21 protein-coding genes are annotated in these 16,907 nt (G+C 41.0%); 11 read left to right on the forward strand and 10 right to left on the reverse strand.

The window, feature by feature from the left end; translation table 11 throughout:
- Positions 1–188: 188 nt before the first annotated feature.
- Genes DCO44_RS11005 through DCO44_RS11015 form a run of 3 tightly spaced genes read right to left on the reverse strand, consistent with a single transcriptional unit; the run spans position 189 to position 3,022 of the window.
- Complete coding sequence (locus tag DCO44_RS11005; protein WP_116761865.1) at positions 189–1,262, reverse strand: DUF6670 family protein; 1,074 nt, start codon at positions 1,260–1,262, stop codon at positions 189–191.
- Between the two features lie 31 nt (positions 1,263–1,293).
- Positions 1,294–2,118, reverse strand: coding sequence for a CDP-diacylglycerol--serine O-phosphatidyltransferase (pssA, locus tag DCO44_RS11010; protein WP_116761867.1), 825 nt, complete (start codon positions 2,116–2,118; stop codon positions 1,294–1,296).
- 46 nt (positions 2,119–2,164) lie between these two features.
- Complete coding sequence (locus DCO44_RS11015; protein ID WP_116761869.1) at positions 2,165–3,022, reverse strand: 23S rRNA (adenine(2030)-N(6))-methyltransferase RlmJ; 858 nt, start codon at positions 3,020–3,022, stop codon at positions 2,165–2,167.
- A 115-nt stretch (positions 3,023–3,137) separates the two neighbouring features.
- Between DCO44_RS11015 and DCO44_RS11020 the strand changes: the two genes are divergently transcribed.
- Both DCO44_RS11020 and DCO44_RS11025 read left to right on the forward strand, forming a co-directional pair.
- A complete protein-coding gene (locus DCO44_RS11020) occupies positions 3,138–3,740 on the forward strand; it encodes a 2OG-Fe(II) oxygenase (protein WP_116761871.1) in 603 nt (200 codons plus the stop codon).
- Between the two features lie 59 nt (positions 3,741–3,799).
- Entirely contained in the window at positions 3,800–4,327 is a 528-nt protein-coding gene (locus tag DCO44_RS11025) for a hypothetical protein (RefSeq protein WP_116761873.1), read from the forward strand.
- 88 nt (positions 4,328–4,415) lie between these two features.
- Here DCO44_RS11025 and DCO44_RS11030 read toward each other — a convergent pair whose 3' ends face one another.
- The 5 genes from DCO44_RS11030 to DCO44_RS11050 form a co-directional block, all read right to left on the reverse strand.
- On the reverse strand, positions 4,416–4,667 hold the full coding sequence (locus DCO44_RS11030) for a DUF2789 family protein (RefSeq protein WP_016168546.1): 252 nt from the start codon (positions 4,665–4,667) through the stop codon (positions 4,416–4,418).
- Between the two features lie 146 nt (positions 4,668–4,813).
- Complete coding sequence (locus DCO44_RS11035) at positions 4,814–5,071, reverse strand: DUF2789 family protein (RefSeq protein ID WP_116761876.1); 258 nt, start codon at positions 5,069–5,071, stop codon at positions 4,814–4,816.
- A 163-nt stretch (positions 5,072–5,234) separates the two neighbouring features.
- The gene (locus tag DCO44_RS11040) at positions 5,235–6,221 is read right to left on the reverse strand and encodes a malate dehydrogenase (RefSeq protein WP_116761878.1); all 987 of its coding nucleotides are present in this window, start codon (positions 6,219–6,221) and stop codon (positions 5,235–5,237) included.
- Between the two features lie 171 nt (positions 6,222–6,392).
- Positions 6,393–7,058: a ribonuclease I gene (locus tag DCO44_RS11045; protein ID WP_116761880.1), complete on the reverse strand. Its 666-nt coding sequence runs from the start codon at positions 7,056–7,058 to the stop codon at positions 6,393–6,395.
- 37 nt (positions 7,059–7,095) lie between these two features.
- Positions 7,096–9,054, reverse strand: coding sequence for a lytic transglycosylase domain-containing protein (locus DCO44_RS11050; RefSeq protein ID WP_116761882.1), 1,959 nt, complete (start codon positions 9,052–9,054; stop codon positions 7,096–7,098).
- A 354-nt stretch (positions 9,055–9,408) separates the two neighbouring features.
- Between DCO44_RS11050 and miaB the strand changes: the two genes are divergently transcribed.
- The 4 genes from miaB to DCO44_RS11070 all read left to right on the forward strand — a co-directional run bounded on the left by miaB (position 9,409) and on the right by DCO44_RS11070 (position 12,867).
- A complete protein-coding gene (gene miaB, locus DCO44_RS11055; RefSeq protein ID WP_116761884.1) occupies positions 9,409–10,866 on the forward strand; it encodes a tRNA (N6-isopentenyl adenosine(37)-C2)-methylthiotransferase MiaB in 1,458 nt (485 codons plus the stop codon).
- A 39-nt stretch (positions 10,867–10,905) separates the two neighbouring features.
- A complete protein-coding gene (locus DCO44_RS11060; protein WP_116761887.1) occupies positions 10,906–11,982 on the forward strand; it encodes a PhoH family protein in 1,077 nt (358 codons plus the stop codon).
- 18 nt (positions 11,983–12,000) lie between these two features.
- Positions 12,001–12,483, forward strand: a complete 483-nt coding sequence (gene ybeY, locus DCO44_RS11065) for an rRNA maturation RNase YbeY (RefSeq protein WP_116761889.1) — start codon at positions 12,001–12,003, stop codon at positions 12,481–12,483.
- Between the two features lie 78 nt (positions 12,484–12,561).
- Positions 12,562–12,867, forward strand: coding sequence for an antibiotic biosynthesis monooxygenase family protein (locus DCO44_RS11070; protein WP_116761891.1), 306 nt, complete (start codon positions 12,562–12,564; stop codon positions 12,865–12,867).
- Here DCO44_RS11070 and DCO44_RS11075 read toward each other — a convergent pair.
- Positions 12,864–13,745 carry an energy transducer TonB gene (locus tag DCO44_RS11075; RefSeq protein ID WP_116761893.1) on the reverse strand — a complete coding sequence of 294 codons (882 nt, stop codon included), beginning with the start codon at positions 13,743–13,745 and terminating at the stop codon, positions 12,864–12,866. The two genes, DCO44_RS11070 and DCO44_RS11075, sit on opposite strands and share 4 nt — an antisense overlap.
- A gap of 230 nt (positions 13,746–13,975) precedes the next feature.
- Between DCO44_RS11075 and DCO44_RS11080 the strand changes: the two genes are divergently transcribed.
- Positions 13,976–14,659 carry a hypothetical protein gene (locus DCO44_RS11080; RefSeq protein WP_116761895.1) on the forward strand — a complete coding sequence of 228 codons (684 nt, stop codon included), beginning with the start codon at positions 13,976–13,978 and terminating at the stop codon, positions 14,657–14,659.
- 123 nt (positions 14,660–14,782) lie between these two features.
- Here DCO44_RS11080 and DCO44_RS16935 read toward each other — a convergent pair whose 3' ends face one another.
- Positions 14,783–14,917, reverse strand: a complete 135-nt coding sequence (locus tag DCO44_RS16935; RefSeq protein ID WP_265735816.1) for a hypothetical protein — start codon at positions 14,915–14,917, stop codon at positions 14,783–14,785.
- Here DCO44_RS16935 and DCO44_RS11085 point away from each other — a divergent pair.
- The 4 genes from DCO44_RS11085 (at position 14,880) to DCO44_RS16940 (ending at position 16,670) form a co-directional block, all read left to right on the forward strand.
- Positions 14,880–15,539 carry a DUF3108 domain-containing protein gene (locus DCO44_RS11085; RefSeq protein WP_228157549.1) on the forward strand — a complete coding sequence of 220 codons (660 nt, stop codon included), beginning with the start codon at positions 14,880–14,882 and terminating at the stop codon, positions 15,537–15,539. The genes DCO44_RS16935 and DCO44_RS11085 overlap by 38 nt on opposite strands.
- A gap of 89 nt (positions 15,540–15,628) precedes the next feature.
- Positions 15,629–16,204, forward strand: a complete 576-nt coding sequence (locus DCO44_RS11090; protein WP_116761900.1) for a xanthine phosphoribosyltransferase — start codon at positions 15,629–15,631, stop codon at positions 16,202–16,204.
- A 125-nt stretch (positions 16,205–16,329) separates the two neighbouring features.
- Complete coding sequence (locus DCO44_RS17000) at positions 16,330–16,473, forward strand: diguanylate cyclase domain-containing protein (RefSeq protein WP_116761902.1); 144 nt, start codon at positions 16,330–16,332, stop codon at positions 16,471–16,473.
- Positions 16,455–16,670 (forward strand): GGDEF domain-containing protein, encoded by a 216-nt coding sequence (locus DCO44_RS16940; protein ID WP_116761904.1) that lies wholly within the window; start codon positions 16,455–16,457, stop codon positions 16,668–16,670. The genes DCO44_RS17000 and DCO44_RS16940 overlap by 19 nt, the downstream gene beginning before the upstream one ends.
- Positions 16,671–16,907: the final 237 nt, after the last annotated feature.

A 16,907-nucleotide genomic window follows, 5' to 3' on the forward strand; every position in this document is an offset into this window, starting at 1 on the left:
AAACTCATTCAAGACTTTCAGATTCTACCCCTTGGGCTAAATCCTTGTTTCTCAACAAGTTTTAATCAACATCACCGCCGATGGATGTGCATTCTACAGCATTTCACATCCCTTGCAATACCCTTTTTAAATTTTATTCGAAAATAATGTTTATACGGTTAATTAATATTCAAAATCTGCTTTTTTCATCATTTTTTAAGCATAAAAGGTACAGTATTGACTAAATCATCCAGTATTTTTTCATCTTGATTTTTTTCTTGCCATTTTAATGCACGACAATCGACATACTCACAATAACCTGCTTCGCCATATTCTTCTCGGGCATTGATTTTAATTTGATATTTAAAACTCCCTACATAACCCGCAGCCAATCCAAATTTAAAATCTCCGCGGCTTTGCGCTTGTATTTGAATGGCATCGCCAGTTTTATTTTGATAGTTCCATTCAAACTCTCGAGGTAAATACATCGCTTGTCCATTTGGAGTCACTACTTTGGGATAGACTCGATGTACTTTGAACTGTACGTGCTCATCAAAAAGTTCTGTGCGTTCAACATTGGCATATTTAAGATAAATACGAGATTGCACAATACGATTAAAGTGATCTCGTGTTTGCGCCATCAACACTTGATCACCATTATTGAGTTGAATAATTTGGTAAGTAAAAAATGCCAAGGGTAAGTAAGGAAACCGGACTACACGTGCAAACTCAAATACACCATGCTGTGCAATCGGGAAAATTTGTTCTTTATAAGTAATACGTCCCTCACAAAAACATCGTGTAGACCAATGTTCTCCAAGTTCCAGACGCATTTTATTGAAGTAGCTGACTTGCGTCGTGGTCTGAATAGAAAGCTGACAACTTAATTCATCATCATTACGTTGGATTTGAAAGTTAGGTAAATTTCCTAAAATTTGCTCATGATTTGAAAACTGCCACAAGCTTTTGGAAAAATGACAATCTTGTTGCATGGCATAACTGTGCAATTGCCCCACCATGTGCGGACTGCTACTACACAAAATAGTTGCCGTATCTATTGCGGTGCTATGGATTGCACTTTCATTACGTAACATCGGCGCATGAGCAGCCCCCATCAATCCAATAAAATTAAAATAATGCAAGGGTGCAGGAAGATTGGGCAAAATAATGCCGAAATAGATGAATTTATATTGATGTGTAGGGATATGAAAGTTTAAGCGTGACTTTTTCGGAGCCAGATTCAATTGTTTGGATCGATCTAAAAAATCTTGAAACAATTGCATAACCTAGCTCCTCATCACAACTATCTCATATTTAGCTTACCGTCTGTTTACGAGCAAGAAAGGTAGTGACAAAACCAGAAAGTGCATAAATGATTGAAATCACTAATATGCCTACAGGAATATTGTAAGTCATCGCAGCGAGGATAAAGACAGCAATAGGTAACACTGCGAATGGAACGCGCTTACGGTCTACCGTTTTAAATGAATAATATTTGATATTAGAAATCATCAATAGCCCAACTGCCACAATAATGGCGGCATTGACAATCTGAATACCCAACTCATTTAAATCAAAGATGTTTGGAAAATCACGACCAACCCACACCATTGAAATAATCATGATAGCGGCTAATGGACTGGCTACCCCAATAAAGTAACGCTTATCGACGACCCCAATTTGCACATTAAAACGTGCCAGACGAAATGCAGCACACGCAGTGTAAATAAAACAACAGGCTAAACCAATACGACCCAAGTCATGCAGACTCCAGCTATACATGAGGATGGCAGGCGCAACACCGAAAGCCAACAAGTCGGAAAGTGAGTCAAATTGCTCTCCGAAAGCACTTTGTGCACCAATGGCACGTGCAACACGACCATCTAAACCATCAAACAAAGCTGCGATAAAAATGGCATAAATGGCTTGAGTAAACTCACCATTCATACTGGCAATAATGGAATAAAAACCTGACAGTAATGCTGCTGTGGTAATTAAATTCGGCCACAGATAGATACCACGACGTTTGATCTTTTGCCCTTCTTGAGTATGCTCCTCTTCAACAACTTCGAAGGTAATTCCATCGTAGTCATGATCTGGAGCATGTAACTCACCTTCAGGTTTAGAGCTATTTGTCATTATTTTATATCCTAATCTGCAACCTAATTTATTCTATCTACGGCAATTATTCGCCAACTAACCAACGTACCGCGGCATGACCACCATGTTCTTGCATGCGCAAATGTGGAAATAACCATTGTAATGCTTCATCGGCATCTTCAGAGAACTTCCAAGGTGGATTAATCACCAATAAACCACAACCATTTAAGCCCACTGGGGTGTCATCTGGCCAAACGCAGACTTCACAAACCAATTGACGACGAATACCGGTTTTAAACATTTTTTTCTCAAAACGTTCAATCATGGCGCGATCTTTAATTGGGTACCAGACCGCAAATACGCCTGTCGGCCATTTTTTATAAGCAGCGACTAAAAGTTCAACCAATTGCGGAAAATCTTTACGTTCCAGTTCATAAGGTGGATCAATCATGACCAAGCCACGCTTTTCTTTCGGTGGAATTACGCCCAGTAAACCTTCATAAGCATCACGCTCATGCAAGCCTGCGCGTTTGTCATGAATGTTATGACGTAATTGCTGAAAGACATCACGCTGCATTTCAAAAATGGTCGCTTTATCTATGTCACGCATACCTTCTAGTGCAAACCACGGCGAACCAGGATATGCCCCTTTACCAAAATTACTACGCATTTTTTCAACAATTTTTAAATATTGCTGAACCCCTTCAGGCGCAGTACGTTTCACTGAATCATCCAGTTTAACTAAACGATGAATACCATTTAAAAATTCACCTGATTTTTGTGCTTCTGAAGTCGATAAGTCATATTTACCCGCACCACCATGCGTATCAACATAGCGATATGGTTTATCTTTTGCATTGAGTCGCGTCAAAAGCTGCAGCAATAAAACATGCTTCATGACATCGGCAAAGTTGCCTGCATGGAAATGGTGGCGGTAATTCATTTCTATTTAATTCCTAAAATCAATGGTTATTTTAGCATGAAAAATAGTTTCATTCCGACGGATATGTTGTTCTAGAATAAAGCAGTTCTGTTTTCTTGTTTTGAGTTGTGCTTCTATGCTTGTTTCCAAGCTTCCTGCATCGTGGAATATCGATCAAGTTCTTAATGATCTTGACCAACATGGTTTTGCACTGATTGATTACGCCTATCCTAATGAATATGTAACTAATTTAGTCAATGAATGTACCTCACATTTAAATCAATTTCGTGAAGCAGCAATTCAAAATGGTGTGGTTAGTCAAATTCGTAGTGATCATATTTTATGGATTCATCCAGAATTACAAGTCGCACAACAACATGTCGAAACCTTATCACTCTTGTCCGAACAACTGAATCAGGCGTTTTATTTAGGGATTCGTGAAGTTGAAGCGCATTTTGCTTGTTACCATGCGGGTGAATTTTATGCGTTACATCGTGACAATCCGCAACAAAAAAATGATCGCGTTATTTCAACGGTTTATTATTTGCATGAGCAATGGCAAGACGATTGGGGCGGTCAGCTTCGGCTTCAGGATAAAAATGGCAAGTGGCATATTATTCAACCACAACCCAATCGGATTGCCTTATTTCGCAGTGATTTACTACATGAAGTGATTAAAGCCAAACAACAGCGGCTTTCGATTACTGCATGGTTAAGAAGTGGCAATACCATCTGGTAAACCTTTAAATCTTCCCGAATGACCTTATATAGTAGGCTTAACTAGAGAGGACTGCACGAATGCTCAAAGATGCAAAGCAAATTATTGCGAGAATTGGCGAAACTGACCAAATGTATTTGGAAGGTAATACACCCGATTTAGCGCTTGAACGTGCAGACTTACGTTTGGCATTGGTGACGTTGAGTCGTGTTCGTCAGGAGCAGCTCCACTTTTTACAAGAAGCCATTGTGCTGCTTGAACAAGGTCGTATCGAATTTGAAGAAATACCGCTACGTACTTATTTAGACTTGTCCTTACTTTTGGCCAAGGCCTACATGCTGTACTTTGAAATTACCAAAGAACAGCGTTTTGCTTTAATTACCCAGCAGATTCTAAAACCCTTAACTGTACATGAGCATGGTGATGTCTATTTCTTCCTTGCCTACGCCAGCGCATGTAAAAATGACACTGCCCTAAGTCGCCATTGGCTAAAGAAATATAGTCAAACCTCTGAATTTGATGCTTTCTTATTACAGCAACACTCTGCTTTTGCACCTTATCGTGAAATGCTATGGTTCGTTCAACTCACACAACCAAAACCACACTAAACATCGAAAATTTGTATTAAAAAAAGCGTCTTTCTGGACGCTTTTTTTTAGTATATAAATTGGGCCAACACAGCAACGGCTCAGGATGTTAAGCCGTTTGTAGTTTATAAGCATCCATATGCAGTTGTTGATTTAACTCATCAATCCAGATTGCCCAATCATCATCTTGTACCAAATGACTAATGAGAAAATCACGTTGTGAACGATTCCAAAACGGCGCTTCATGTAAAGATAAATGTGCAGGCAGCTGATGTGTACGCACATACAGCTCTATAGCGGCCAGACTATTTGCCAGACCTAATTGTGAAAACAGTAGCTCTAAGGATGGATTATTTTTCATTGTTCCCAGCCCCTTATCAGTTCATCTGTGATTTATTATTTACTTAAGTTATAAGAAATATGTAGGCAAAAAAAGAGGCTATCGCAACTTTGTTGTAGCTTTTTGTGAACTACAGGAAAGTGCGACAGCCTACATTTTATTTGTTATTACCCTGAGAAATTCATGCCTCCAGCATCTTCATGCAATTGCTCATTTAAAATATCAATCACGATTGCCCATTCATCATCTTTGTCCCAGTGGCTATGTAAAAATTCACGCTGCGCATCTGTCCAAAAGCTTGCTTGATGCAGTTCAATATCTGCCGCCAGTTGATGGTGACGTATAAATTGCTCGATTGCACTTTCACTGGAATTTAAACCCAACTGGTCGAAAAGCAGTATTAGGGTTGGCTGTACATCAAACATATTACACCCCTATCTCATTGTTCTCTTTTTAAGGTAACCGAATAGTACGACAAAATCATTCTGTATATTTTTTCAGCATGTTATTTTTTGTTGATTCTGTTCTGGAATAAAAAAAAGCACCCTCTAAGAGGATGCTTTTTTAACTTAATCAGTAAAGATTAAATTAGTTCACCATGTCAGCAATTGCTGCACGTTCTTCTTCTAGCTCATTAAGCGTGAAGTTAATACGCTCACGGCTGAATTCGTCGATTTCAAGACCTTGAACGATTTTGTATTCGCCATTTTCAGTTGTTACAGGGAAACCGAACATTACGCCTTCAGGAATACCATAAGAACCATCAGAAGGAATACCCATTGTTACCCATTTGCCGTTTGTGCCAAGAGCCCAATCGCGCATGTGGTCGATTGCAGCATTCGCAGCAGACGCAGCAGAAGACAAACCACGTGCTTCGATGATCGCAGCACCACGTTTACCAACGGTAGGAAGGAATACATCTTTATTCCATACTGCATCGTTGATTTTGTCTTTTAAGCTTTCGCCATTTACAGTTGCAAAGCGGTAGTCAGCATACATTGTTGGAGAGTGGTTACCCCAAACAGTCATGTCTTCGATGTCAGAAACTGCAACACCTGCTTTTTGAGCAAGTTGAGTTAACGCACGGTTGTGGTCAAGACGTAACATTGCAGTGAAGTTTTTCGCTGGAAGATCTGGAGCAGATTTCATTGCGATGTAAGCATTCGTGTTCGCAGGGTTACCTACAACAAGCACTTTAACGTCACGGCTAGCAACTTCATTCAGTGCTTGACCTTGACCAATAAAGATTTCGCCGTTCACTTTTAACAAGTCAGCACGTTCCATACCAGGACCACGTGGACGTGAACCAACCAATAACGCGTAGTCAGCATCTTTAAATGCAACTTTAGGATCATCAGTACCGATCATGCCAGCCAATAATGGGAAAGCACAGTCATCTAATTCCATCATTACGCCTTTAAGCGCAGCTTGAGCTTTCTCAAATGGAACTTCTAACAATTGCAAAATAACAGGTTGGTCTTTACCAAGCATTTCACCGCTAGCAATACGGAATAATAAGCTGTAACCGATTTGACCAGCTGCACCAGTAACGGCAACGCGAACAGGTTGCTTCATGTAAGTATCTCCAATTGAGGATCGTTAATATGATTAAACGGGTCTGTCCGTTTTCATCGAATTATCATAAACGGCAAAGATTGTACTCCAATACTTAAGGATATGCATAAAAAAGAGCATGAATTTCAACAAAAGTCTGATAGGAAATATAAATCAACCGTCACAAAAAACTTAGTATGACCCTTTAATCGTGATCTGACTTGGGCAATTCCCAACAACTGCGCTAGAGCATTGTTTATATTGCCCATTGGTTTTATAACAAACATTCACTTTGGTCAAAAAGTTTTCACCACGATAACTCTGGCACCCCAACTGAATTCCTGTACTTGGCAAGGTCGGGTTCAAACGCAAAAACTGTAATTTGATTTGACTTTGTGGCAAAGTTCGCGTTTCTGGGCTAGACAACTCTGCTGGAATCTTCAAACGTTCTGCATAATTAATAATGGTGCGAAAATACTGACTCGCCCCCATCGGCACACAGCCACCAATCGATTGCCAAAGCTGAACACGTGCATTTTCGTCTGGCATGACTCTAGCCACAACTTTGGCTTGCAAAGGAGACAATGTTGCAGAAGAGTTAATCTCGCAGTCTCGCCGCGTTGTTTCAGGCAATAATCCAACAATATTCAGCGAATACCCTTCCAAACATTTGCGTCGTTTACTGCGTTGACTATCCATCATACACGTTGCGGGTGTCATTTGGATTTCCATGACATAACCATGGAGCGCAACAGAAGAAGCGGCGTGGGTGAGTTGTGTACAAACAGCCAGACCCAAGCCACCTATCACTAGGCAGGTCACTTTAATCTGAGTGTTTTCAACTACATCAAACCACATGAATGCTCGACCTTCTCATGCTGCTTACACAATAAATTTATGGCGTACCACGATAAGGAATAATCTGCATACGATTCCCAATAGACTGAGCCCCTTGTCTCAACAAGACCCCATAATGCGTGGCATTGGTCATGACTTGTTTGACATAGTCTCGGGTTTCATTCAACGGGATGGTTTCCGTATATTGATCTGCGGCAAGGGGGCGATCATCAGGTTGCCAACGACGTGCCCGATTTGGCCCAGCATTATAGCCCGCAGTCGCCAACACAGGATTACTGCTTAATTGGCTATTAATCATTGACAGATAAAATGTTCCATAACGAATATTGGTATTCATATCTGATAACGCGGCAGGATTATAAGTTTCACCCATTTGCTTGGCAACTAATCGTGCGGTATCTGGCATGATCTGCATTAGACCACCAGCACCAACATGTGAACGAGCATTCGAAACAAAACGACTTTCCTGACGCATTAAACCATATGCCCATGCAGGGTCAATTCCTGCATTTTGGCTATGGCTGACCACATAGCTTTGATGGGGCATCGCATAACGATACGCATAGTTATGCTTACTCTCGGTACGGTCTGCTGCATAAATGGCACGATCATACCAGCCCATATCGGTTGCGCGTTTCGCTGCTGCCAACAATAGACCATCATCATTTTTTAAATAGGCTTGGCGCACCGCCCAGTTCCATTCACGATTTACATAGCTATCAGGTGCATTGACATTACGTAAAGCAAAAGCCCGATTAAAATGAATATCTTGACTCAAACGCTGCAAGTCACTGTTGGTTGGCTGTACATTATTCGGAATCGTGCTGTATCGCTGCCCCACATGGTCTTTGGCCAGTAAATTATGATACTGGTCGCCTTGAGCCAATTTACGGAAAATCTCCTGCGCACTACGTTTTGCACTGGCATCATTGCGTTGCTCATAAGCACGGGCCAACCAATATTGCCAACGATCTTCTTGTTTTTGATTGACACTCATGGCATCAATAGCACGAATTAAACTTTCCCAAGCACTAAAACGAATGGCTTGGCGCGCATAGATTTCAGCTTCTTCTGGGCTAAATGGCAAGCCATAACTGGCATCCAAATTATTTAATACTTCACGCTTAAAGTTATTTTTCATTACGGTCGTGCCACCAATATAACCGACCGCACGATACAAGGCTTTTTGTACCGTTTCCGGTGTTCCCTGCGCAGCACGTTGAACAGAGGACATCGCGGCATCCAGATCACTATCTGCCATACGCCCCATCGCAAAGATTAAATAAGCTTGCTCTTCTGCACTCGCTTTAGGTGCAGACCAGACATAATTTAATGGATCGGCCTGAATCTGATTCAACTGAGCTAGGCTTAAATTTAATCCCAACGACTGTGCTGTTGCTACAGCCTGCCCCGATTGACCTGCACGCAACAATCCCCATAAACGTTGTTGCCTATCTTGCTGGGTCATTAAAGGACTCGATAGCATTTGTCGTGCTAAACCTGTGCAAGACTCTGGTTGCGAATTGGTCGTCAACCAAACATCTTTATATTCTGCAAAAACCAATGCATCCCCAGTTTTCGCACGCACTTGGGCAACCGCACAACTTTCTGCCTGATCGGGATTGGTTACATAAGGTAAAACAGGCTGTGCAGTGCTAAAATCAGCTTGCTTCACTTTTTCTTCGACATAATCTGCAGCTAATTTTTCCGCCATCGCCGATTGAGGATAACGACGGGCAAAATTAATAATATTGTTGGCTGGCTGAAAGCCCAAATTGGCGTTTAAAGCCCAATATTCTGGGTAGTAGCCCAAAGCATCATTTTGCATGGACATTTGGTATTGTTGTAATAACTCAGTGTTGCCAGAATTGGCTGCCTGCAAAGCATCATTAAATTGTTCATCTGCTGCATAAGCATGCCCTAATATGCCTATTGAAGCCACACTCCATGCAAGTACGTGATAATAATTTTTTTTATCTAACCACCGATTTAACATATGTGCGCCTTCATCCTTTATTTCAACCTATTCGACTCAATCTCAATGCAAACACTTCGTTCGTGCGGCTAGTTTAGAATATTCTCTAGCAGCGCTGTTGTTGTGTTATGTAACCTTCTGATAAGGCAATATTAATTTTCAAGCATTTTTGCTTCATAAATCAATATTTTTGCTTCAATATTTAAAGCTGTCCGTTTTTCTATAAATCCTGCTAAAATACGCGCCTTTCTTATACTGCTATCGTGTTTAACCTTTGTTTCTATGCGTGTAAATGTTGGCTAGTTTTTTATTCCCAACCCACAACGCAGATACAGTTGTTACACGTTTCTCCGTTTTATCCTGTTAGGAGCCTACATGACGGTTCAAACCTTCATTCCAAATGGTGCCCAAGCTGCCTCAGAAAACACTGTTACCCAGCCACAGCACACCCCAGCCATCGATGGATCAGTTAAAAAACTGTATATCGAAACGCAAGGGTGTCAGATGAATGAGTATGACAGTCATCGTATGGCAGACTTACTCGGCGACTCGCACGGCTATGTGCTGACTCAAGACCCGAAAGAAGCCGATATTCTACTGATGAATACCTGCTCGATTCGTGAAAAAGCCCAAGAAAAAGTGTTCTCTGAGCTCGGTCGCTGGCGCAAGCTGAAAGACAAAAATCCTGATCTGATTATTGGGGTGGGTGGTTGTGTAGCCTCGCAAGAAGGCGACAATATTCAAAAACGTGCCAATTATGTCGACATGATTTTTGGTCCACAAACTTTGCACCGTTTGCCACAAATGCTTGATCAGCACTTTGATCAAATTGAAAAACCCAAGAAAGAAAAAATCAAACTGGTGGATATTTCTTTCCCTGACATTGAAAAATTCGACTTTTTACCTGAACCGCGTGTTGAAGGTTACAAGGCTTTTGTTTCAATTATGGAAGGTTGTTCAAAATATTGTTCATTCTGTGTGGTGCCCTACACCCGCGGTGAAGAAGTTTCTCGTCCACTCGATGACGTTTTAGCTGAAATTGCCACCTTAGCCGAAAAAGGCGTACGTGAAATTTCGTTATTGGGTCAAAACGTCAATGGCTACCGTGGTGAAACTTTCGAAGGCAATATCTGTACTTTTGCAGATTTATTGCGTTTGGTTGCAGAAATTCCAGGGATTGGGCGTTTGCGTTATACCACCTCACACCCACTTGAATTTAATGATGATTTAATTGAATGTTACCGCGACCTTCCGCAAATGGTGTCGCATCTGCATTTGCCTGTACAAAGTGGCTCAAACGATGTTCTGCAAGCCATGAAGCGTAACCACACGATTGATGTGTATATCGACAAAATTGCAAAATTACGCAAAGTTCGTCCTGATATGCATTTATCAAGTGACTTCATCATTGGCTTCCCGGGTGAAACTGATGCTCACTTTGAAGAAACCTATCAATTCATCAAAGATATGGACTTCGACCACTCCTACAGTTTTGTTTATTCAAAACGTCCGGGTACACCTGCATCTGACCTTGAAGACACCACCCCTGAAGAGGTGAAAAAAGAACGTTTAGCCAAAGTTCAAAAGTGGATTAAACAATCTAGTATTAAAAAGACGGATGACATGCTCGGCAGCATACAACGGGTATTAATTGAGAAAGTTTCGGATAAAGATCCTAACTTACTGATTGGTACAGCAGACAACACCCGTTACGTGAGCTTTATCGGCGATGCAGCATGGGTTGGACGTTTCGCTGAGATCGAAATTACCGAGATTAAAACTTTGAATTTTGTTTATGGTGAACTCTTGAATCTTGAGCCTGACGTGGCGTAATGTAAGGGTATAGATTCAAGCTACCATAAAGGAACTCTCTTGACTGCAGCGATTCGACGTACAGTAACTTTTCCTGGTATTTCAATGGAGCGTTTAAAGAGCATGCTCGGTGCTTATAACGGTCACTTGAAACAAATTGAACAACGTCTAGATGTCCAAATTTCCCATCGAGGTGATTATTTCTACATCGATGGGGAGATTGATGCCGTCGAAAGAGCCGAGACACTCTTGCAACGTCTGCATGAAGAAGCTGAAACCTCTCAACAAATTACTGCCGACGTCATCCACATGATGATTCAAGGCAGCCAAACTGACCGTGAAATTCAAGAAGACTTTTCTGATAATGACCACACAGGTTTGGAGGATGTTTATCTACAAACCCGTAAAGGTCGTATTAATCCACGCGGTGCAAACCAACGACGCTATGTTCAGCGGATTCTGCAAAGCGATATTTCATTTGGTATTGGCCCCGCAGGTACAGGTAAAACTTATCTTGCCGTTGCAGCCGCAGTCGACATGTTAGAGCGCAACGAAATCCAACGTATTTTATTGGTGCGCCCTGCGGTGGAAGCAGGTGAAAAACTCGGTTTCCTACCGGGTGACTTAAGCCAGAAAATCGATCCCTACCTCCGCCCTTTATACGATGCCTTGTATGAAATGCTCGGTTTTGAAAAAGTGGCGAAACTGATTGAACGTCAAGTAATTGAAGTTGCTCCACTGGCCTACATGCGTGGTCGTACCTTAAATCATTCTTTCGTAATTCTGGACGAAGCACAAAATACCACACCTGAACAAATGAAAATGTTCCTGACTCGTTTAGGCTTTGGTTCACGTGCGGTGATTACTGGTGATGTCACGCAAGTCGATTTACCACGTGGTCAGCAGTCAGGTCTCGCACATGCACTACGTGTCATTGAAAATGTGAAAGAAATTCACATCACCCGCTTCCATTCACGTGATGTGGTCCGTCATCAACTGGTACAAAAAATCGTAGAAGCTTACGAAGGTTGGGACAGTGAACAACAACGCCTGAGTGCCGAAGCACGTGCAGAACGTAAAGCACGTCAAGAAGCCTTAATTGCTGAAAATGATGCTGCTGCGGATGCACAAGATTAACCGCCTTAAGGATTCATTTTGAAACTTAGTCTTTCTCTACAACAGTCGTTTCAGTCCCCAGCGTTGGTACTGAAACGCGCTTATCTCAAAAAAATCGTGGAAACCAGCTTACGCCATATCGATACACAAAGTGACTGTGAAATAGGTATTGCCTGTGTCGACAATGCGGAAAGTCATCAATTGAATTTGGAATACCGCGGCAAAGACAAACCGACCAATGTGTTGTCTTTTCCAAGTGACCTGCCAGATGAAATGGCACAAGTTCTTGATTCATTTCCGCTTGGTGATTTAGTGATTTGCATTCCTGTTGTGCTTTTAGAAGCGCAAGAGCAAAACAAAGCACCTTTGACGCATTTCACACACATGCTGGTACATGGCACTTTGCACTTAATGGGCTACGACCATGAAACCTCTGAAGCAGATGCCGAAGAAATGGAAGCCTTAGAAATTGAAATATTGGCGAAACTGGGTTTTGACAATCCATATTTAGAACAAGATTAAACCCTAAAATGCGAGCTTCGGCTCGCTTTTTAATGCACGTTACAATGACAGATCTCAAAGATATACAACAGGACAACTATGAAATACGTGGTCATTTTTAAAGCCAAAATTAAAGCCTTAGATGAACAATATTCTCAAACGGCGCAGTTATTACGTGAAAAAGCACTGAGTCAGTTTAATTGTCAAAAGTTTGAAGCCATTTCCGAGCAAGACTTTGAAATTGCATTGTCTTACTGGGACAGCTTGGCAGACATTCAGGCATGGCATCAAGATGCAGAACACCAAGTGGCGCAGCAATTAGGTAAAGAACAATGGTATCAATCGTTTAGTGTAGAAATTTGTAAGATTGAACGCCACTATTCCAACTCAGTCCATTCAATTTAATGCACTTCAAACTCTGCTTCAGCAGGGTCAAAACGCCACGTTCGGACAATGCGTAACTCAGAGATATCTTTCATTTTGCTATCAAATCCAGTAAATGGCGCTGCTTTACGTACCGATGCTTTCGCTGCTTCATCAAGTAAGTCGTGCCCAGAACTTTCAATTAAACGAATGGCCCGAATCCCACCATTGCGGTTCAGAATGACCATCAAGCGAACTTCACCTGCCAACCGTTGTTGTTTTGCTTGCTCTGGATAATAACGGTTGCCGTAAAATTCTACTTTCTGTCTAAATTTTTCTAAATATGCCGCTGTAATATCTTGTTTGGCTTGAATACCATCGACCGTTTTAATTTTCTGTTGGCGGCTGAAATTCTGTTGGCGCTGTAAATATTGTGCTTCCAGACTCGCCACCATGGCAGCTTTGGCTTGGAACTGACTATTTAATTCATCCATCGCCTTTTTCCGACGAGTTTGTTCTGCTTGCTTTTGCCAACTGAGCGTGGTCATCAAGACTTTTTCTTCAAAATTCAGTTCACGTTTTTGTTGGGTCTTTTGCAATGTTTCCATTTGCTTTTCACCCGCACTTTGTTCCAGCATAGGTGCTGGCATATCGCTCGACATTCGATGTGCTTCACGAAAGGTTCCTGAACCGTTCTGATCTGCTTGCGCCAGAAAATCTGCATGCTCAACCTTTTGTTCACTTGGTCGTAACGTCACTGCAATTTCCTTCACTGTCGCATCTTGTTGCGTGGGTGCAGCAAATTCAATGGCTAAAACAGCAAGATGTAAAGCCAGCGCAAAGCCTACCGCAGTTGTAAAAATCGGGTCTTTCCACCACGCGCGCAATAAAGGCGTATAATTTATTTTATTCAGTATCATAACTAACCGACAAACTGCCTTCCCCACACTGCATATACAGTAAAATTTTGACTTGGTTGCTATTATGTTGATAAAAACCTGACGTTCATCAATACAACAGAATCACTGTCTTAAAATACTGAAAATGGTGCAATTAATTTTGCTAAACTGCAAGATTGAATTTTTGTATTTTAAATACAATTCGGCAAAATTAATCAAAAGCCAGTAGATTCACTTGCTAGGATGCCTTTATGCAAACGCTACTTTCCAATATTTCTAAACGGCTACATCAAGTGTACCAAAAAGCGGAAGGCTTTATTGAAGATGAACGTGAATTTCCACTCTCACAAGTCTTTTTAAATGCGACTTTCCAACGCTTTGTCACTGACAATGTGAAAATGCTGAAAGATTTGCATGCAGACCTACATGATGACTGGTTACGTCTCTATGCCACTTTAGAGTTCAAAGGGATTTATACCACTCTCTCTGTCGATCTAAAGCTGGTACAAATGGAAATGAACAAAGACATTCAACTGGTTGTGTTCGAGCAAATTAGTGACACGCAGGTCATAGAAGCTAAATTTCAAAATGTATTCCATAAAATGGGTTTTAATGCTGCCATCTTTTTCTATCAAAAAATTCTAAATAAAGATCCTTTAGGCATGATTTTAGAAAAATTGAATGTGATTAAAGTGAAGGATGATTTATTACATTTAGATCTGAATCGTTGGTTGGGTAAAAAACACTCAATTCTAGATACACTCAATAAAGTGCATGTCAATCATGCGGTTTTGCGCGAAGCTGAATTGGTGGTTTTAGGCAATGTCAATTTAGCCGCCTTATTTGGCAGAATGACCGAAGATGAAATTGAAGATTGGGCACATGAAGGTATTCCTGAAAACCACGTCACGCCCATTAAACAAAAGCGTAAGTAAGCACAGATTTCATCCCCAACTTGGCGTGAAATACTAAGAAAAAAGGCTACAGGAAAGATACACTTTGCACAAAAAAGCAGATTTTATCTTCATAATACATAGGCATAATAAACGGGTGTAATTTTACAATACACTTATTCTAAACTTCACAGGAACACTTTCACTAATGGCTAAAAATGTTTTAAAAACAATAGCAATAACAACAGGCATTGCCTCTACATTGTTATTTACTGGCTTTTCCAGCCAAGCATTCGCCATGAGTCCCTTCCAAGCAAGTTATCAATTTAACTACAATGGCAAGAACATGGGCTCGGCGACTCGTACCTTAAGCAAATCAGGAAATAACTGGACCTATGTTTTTGCAGCCAAAGCTGGTGCAGTGGCTTCTGCTTCTGAAACCAGCCGTTTCGGTTTCAATGCTGGCAAAATTAGTTCCAATAGTTTCAGCCGAACCAGCAAAATTTTGGTGCACAATAACACCATGAGTATCAACTTTAATCCAAGTAGCAAAACCATTAACACCAAAAAAGATGATAAAGCACGTTCATTTGCTTGGAAGGCTGGCGTACTGGATGAGCTGAATGCCGAATTGCAAATTCGTGAAGACTTGAAAGGTGTCGGTATGAAATCGACCTACCTGATTGCAGATGCAAAAGAAGTCGAAGCCCGCCAATTCATAAAACAAGGTTCTGAAAAAATTAAAACCTCTTATGGCACCTTCGATACCGTTAAAGTGGTGATGAAACATGATAAACCTGGTCGTGATACCATCTTCTGGTTAGCTCCTAAATTGGATTATCTCCCAGTAAAAGTGACCCATCAGGATGGAAAATCATCTTACGGTCTACTGTTAACTGGATATAAAGGCCCCACTAATTAGACCATTTAGTCAATTTTACTTGCATTTTTTCGGGTGCTTTTTAAAATACGCTTTTGCTTGAAAAAGCACCTGCCCCTGAGGATTCTCCCGTGCATGCACTAGAACAGAAAATCTTAGCAGAAGGTATCGTTCTCTCTGATCAAGTTCTGAAAGTCGATTCTTTCTTAAACCACCAAATTGACCCCGTTCTGATGCAACAGATTGGTCAAGAGTTTGCGCGTCTGTTTAAAGATGCTGGAATCACCAAAATCATCACAATTGAAGCATCAGGTATTGCACCTGCTGTTATGGCTGGTTTAGAACTCGGCGTGCCTGTCATTTTTGCACGTAAATATCAGTCTTTAACTTTAAAAGATGATTTATACCGTTCAAAAGTTTTCTCTTTCACCAAGCAAATTGAAAGTACGATTGCTATTTCAAACAAACACATCAGCGCAACAGATAAAGTATTGGTCATTGATGACTTTTTAGCCAATGGTCAAGCCGCTTTAGGTCTTGCTGATTTGATTCACCAAGCTCAAGCTGAAGTTGTGGGAATTGGCATTGTGATTGAGAAATCATTCCAGCCTGGTCGTGCATTGTTATTGGAAAAAGGTTACCGTGTTGAATCTTTGGCACGGGTAAAATCGTTAACCAATGGTACAGTTGAATTTGAACGCGACTAAGTTCAAATCCTCTATTTAAAGAGCGCTTAAGCGCTCTTTTTTTATTGGTCTATTCTCAATACGCTAAATACTCACAGCACTTTTATGCCGATCAGTTTCATCTTTTTTAGAAAAACTCAGAAAAAATGCTGCTGTTTTTTAATGCCCTGTCTTCTTTTAGTCTTGGTATCCTCGATATTGATTCTTTCAAAACTTTTAATGATTTTTATGCTCATCAAGCTGGTAATGATGTGCTCCAGCAGATGTGTAAATGCTGCAAACTTATTTAAGTGAGCATGATTCTCTTGCACGAATTGGAGGAGAATTTGCCCTTATCTTACCAACCCACTCTGCCAAAGATGCCATCAAGTACTTTAAACAGATACATGCTGCTAATGAAAATCTGAAAATTCCGTATCTAGAAGAGGTTATCTGTTTTACCGTCAGTATTGGAGGCGCTACAGACTTGAGTGCGGAAACGGTATGAAACGTGCCGATGCGTTGTACCAAGCCAAGCAAGCAGGACGCCCAGAATATCAACTTTAAGATGAAATTGAATACGCGTATCCATGCTTCATATTTACTTCATAATGACGTGTAGAAGGACACCCCGTTACAACTCAATTAAACACATGACTGTTCTTTTTCGCTAGAATTCACTCTAGATTTACGGACTTAGTGAATTCATACAAGTCATAGCAGCACATGGCGGTTCTGCTGACAC

This window comes from Acinetobacter sp. AM, from assembly GCF_003105055.1.
GTDB classification, from domain to species: domain Bacteria; phylum Pseudomonadota; class Gammaproteobacteria; order Pseudomonadales; family Moraxellaceae; genus Acinetobacter; species Acinetobacter tibetensis.

Excerpts from the sequence above, each read along its gene's own strand:
- DCO44_RS11005 (WP_116761865.1), bottom strand. The coding sequence starts at position 1,262 with ATGCAATTGTTTCAAGATTTTTTAGATCGATCCAAACAATTGAATCTG.
- pssA (WP_116761867.1), bottom strand. The coding sequence starts at position 2,118 with ATGACAAATAGCTCTAAACCTGAAGGTGAGTTACATGCTCCAGATCAT.
- DCO44_RS11015 (WP_116761869.1), bottom strand. The coding sequence starts at position 3,022 with ATGAATTACCGCCACCATTTCCATGCAGGCAACTTTGCCGATGTCATG.
- DCO44_RS11020 (WP_116761871.1), top strand. The coding sequence starts at position 3,138 with ATGCTTGTTTCCAAGCTTCCTGCATCGTGGAATATCGATCAAGTTCTT.
- DCO44_RS11025 (WP_116761873.1), top strand. The coding sequence starts at position 3,800 with ATGCTCAAAGATGCAAAGCAAATTATTGCGAGAATTGGCGAAACTGAC.
- DCO44_RS11030 (WP_016168546.1), bottom strand. The coding sequence starts at position 4,667 with ATGAAAAATAATCCATCCTTAGAGCTACTGTTTTCACAATTAGGTCTG.
- DCO44_RS11035 (WP_116761876.1), bottom strand. The coding sequence starts at position 5,071 with ATGTTTGATGTACAGCCAACCCTAATACTGCTTTTCGACCAGTTGGGT.
- DCO44_RS11040 (WP_116761878.1), bottom strand. The coding sequence starts at position 6,221 with ATGAAGCAACCTGTTCGCGTTGCCGTTACTGGTGCAGCTGGTCAAATC.
- DCO44_RS11045 (WP_116761880.1), bottom strand. The coding sequence starts at position 7,058 with ATGTGGTTTGATGTAGTTGAAAACACTCAGATTAAAGTGACCTGCCTA.
- DCO44_RS11050 (WP_116761882.1), bottom strand. The coding sequence starts at position 9,054 with ATGTTAAATCGGTGGTTAGATAAAAAAAATTATTATCACGTACTTGCA.
- miaB (WP_116761884.1), top strand. The coding sequence starts at position 9,409 with ATGACGGTTCAAACCTTCATTCCAAATGGTGCCCAAGCTGCCTCAGAA.
- DCO44_RS11070 (WP_116761891.1), top strand. The coding sequence starts at position 12,562 with ATGAAATACGTGGTCATTTTTAAAGCCAAAATTAAAGCCTTAGATGAA.
- DCO44_RS11075 (WP_116761893.1), bottom strand. The coding sequence starts at position 13,745 with ATGATACTGAATAAAATAAATTATACGCCTTTATTGCGCGCGTGGTGG.
- DCO44_RS11080 (WP_116761895.1), top strand. The coding sequence starts at position 13,976 with ATGCAAACGCTACTTTCCAATATTTCTAAACGGCTACATCAAGTGTAC.
- DCO44_RS16935 (WP_265735816.1), bottom strand. The coding sequence starts at position 14,917 with ATGGCGAATGCTTGGCTGGAAAAGCCAGTAAATAACAATGTAGAGGCA.
- DCO44_RS17000 (WP_116761902.1), top strand. The coding sequence starts at position 16,330 with ATGCTGCTGTTTTTTAATGCCCTGTCTTCTTTTAGTCTTGGTATCCTC.
- DCO44_RS16940 (WP_116761904.1), top strand. The coding sequence starts at position 16,455 with ATGCTGCAAACTTATTTAAGTGAGCATGATTCTCTTGCACGAATTGGA.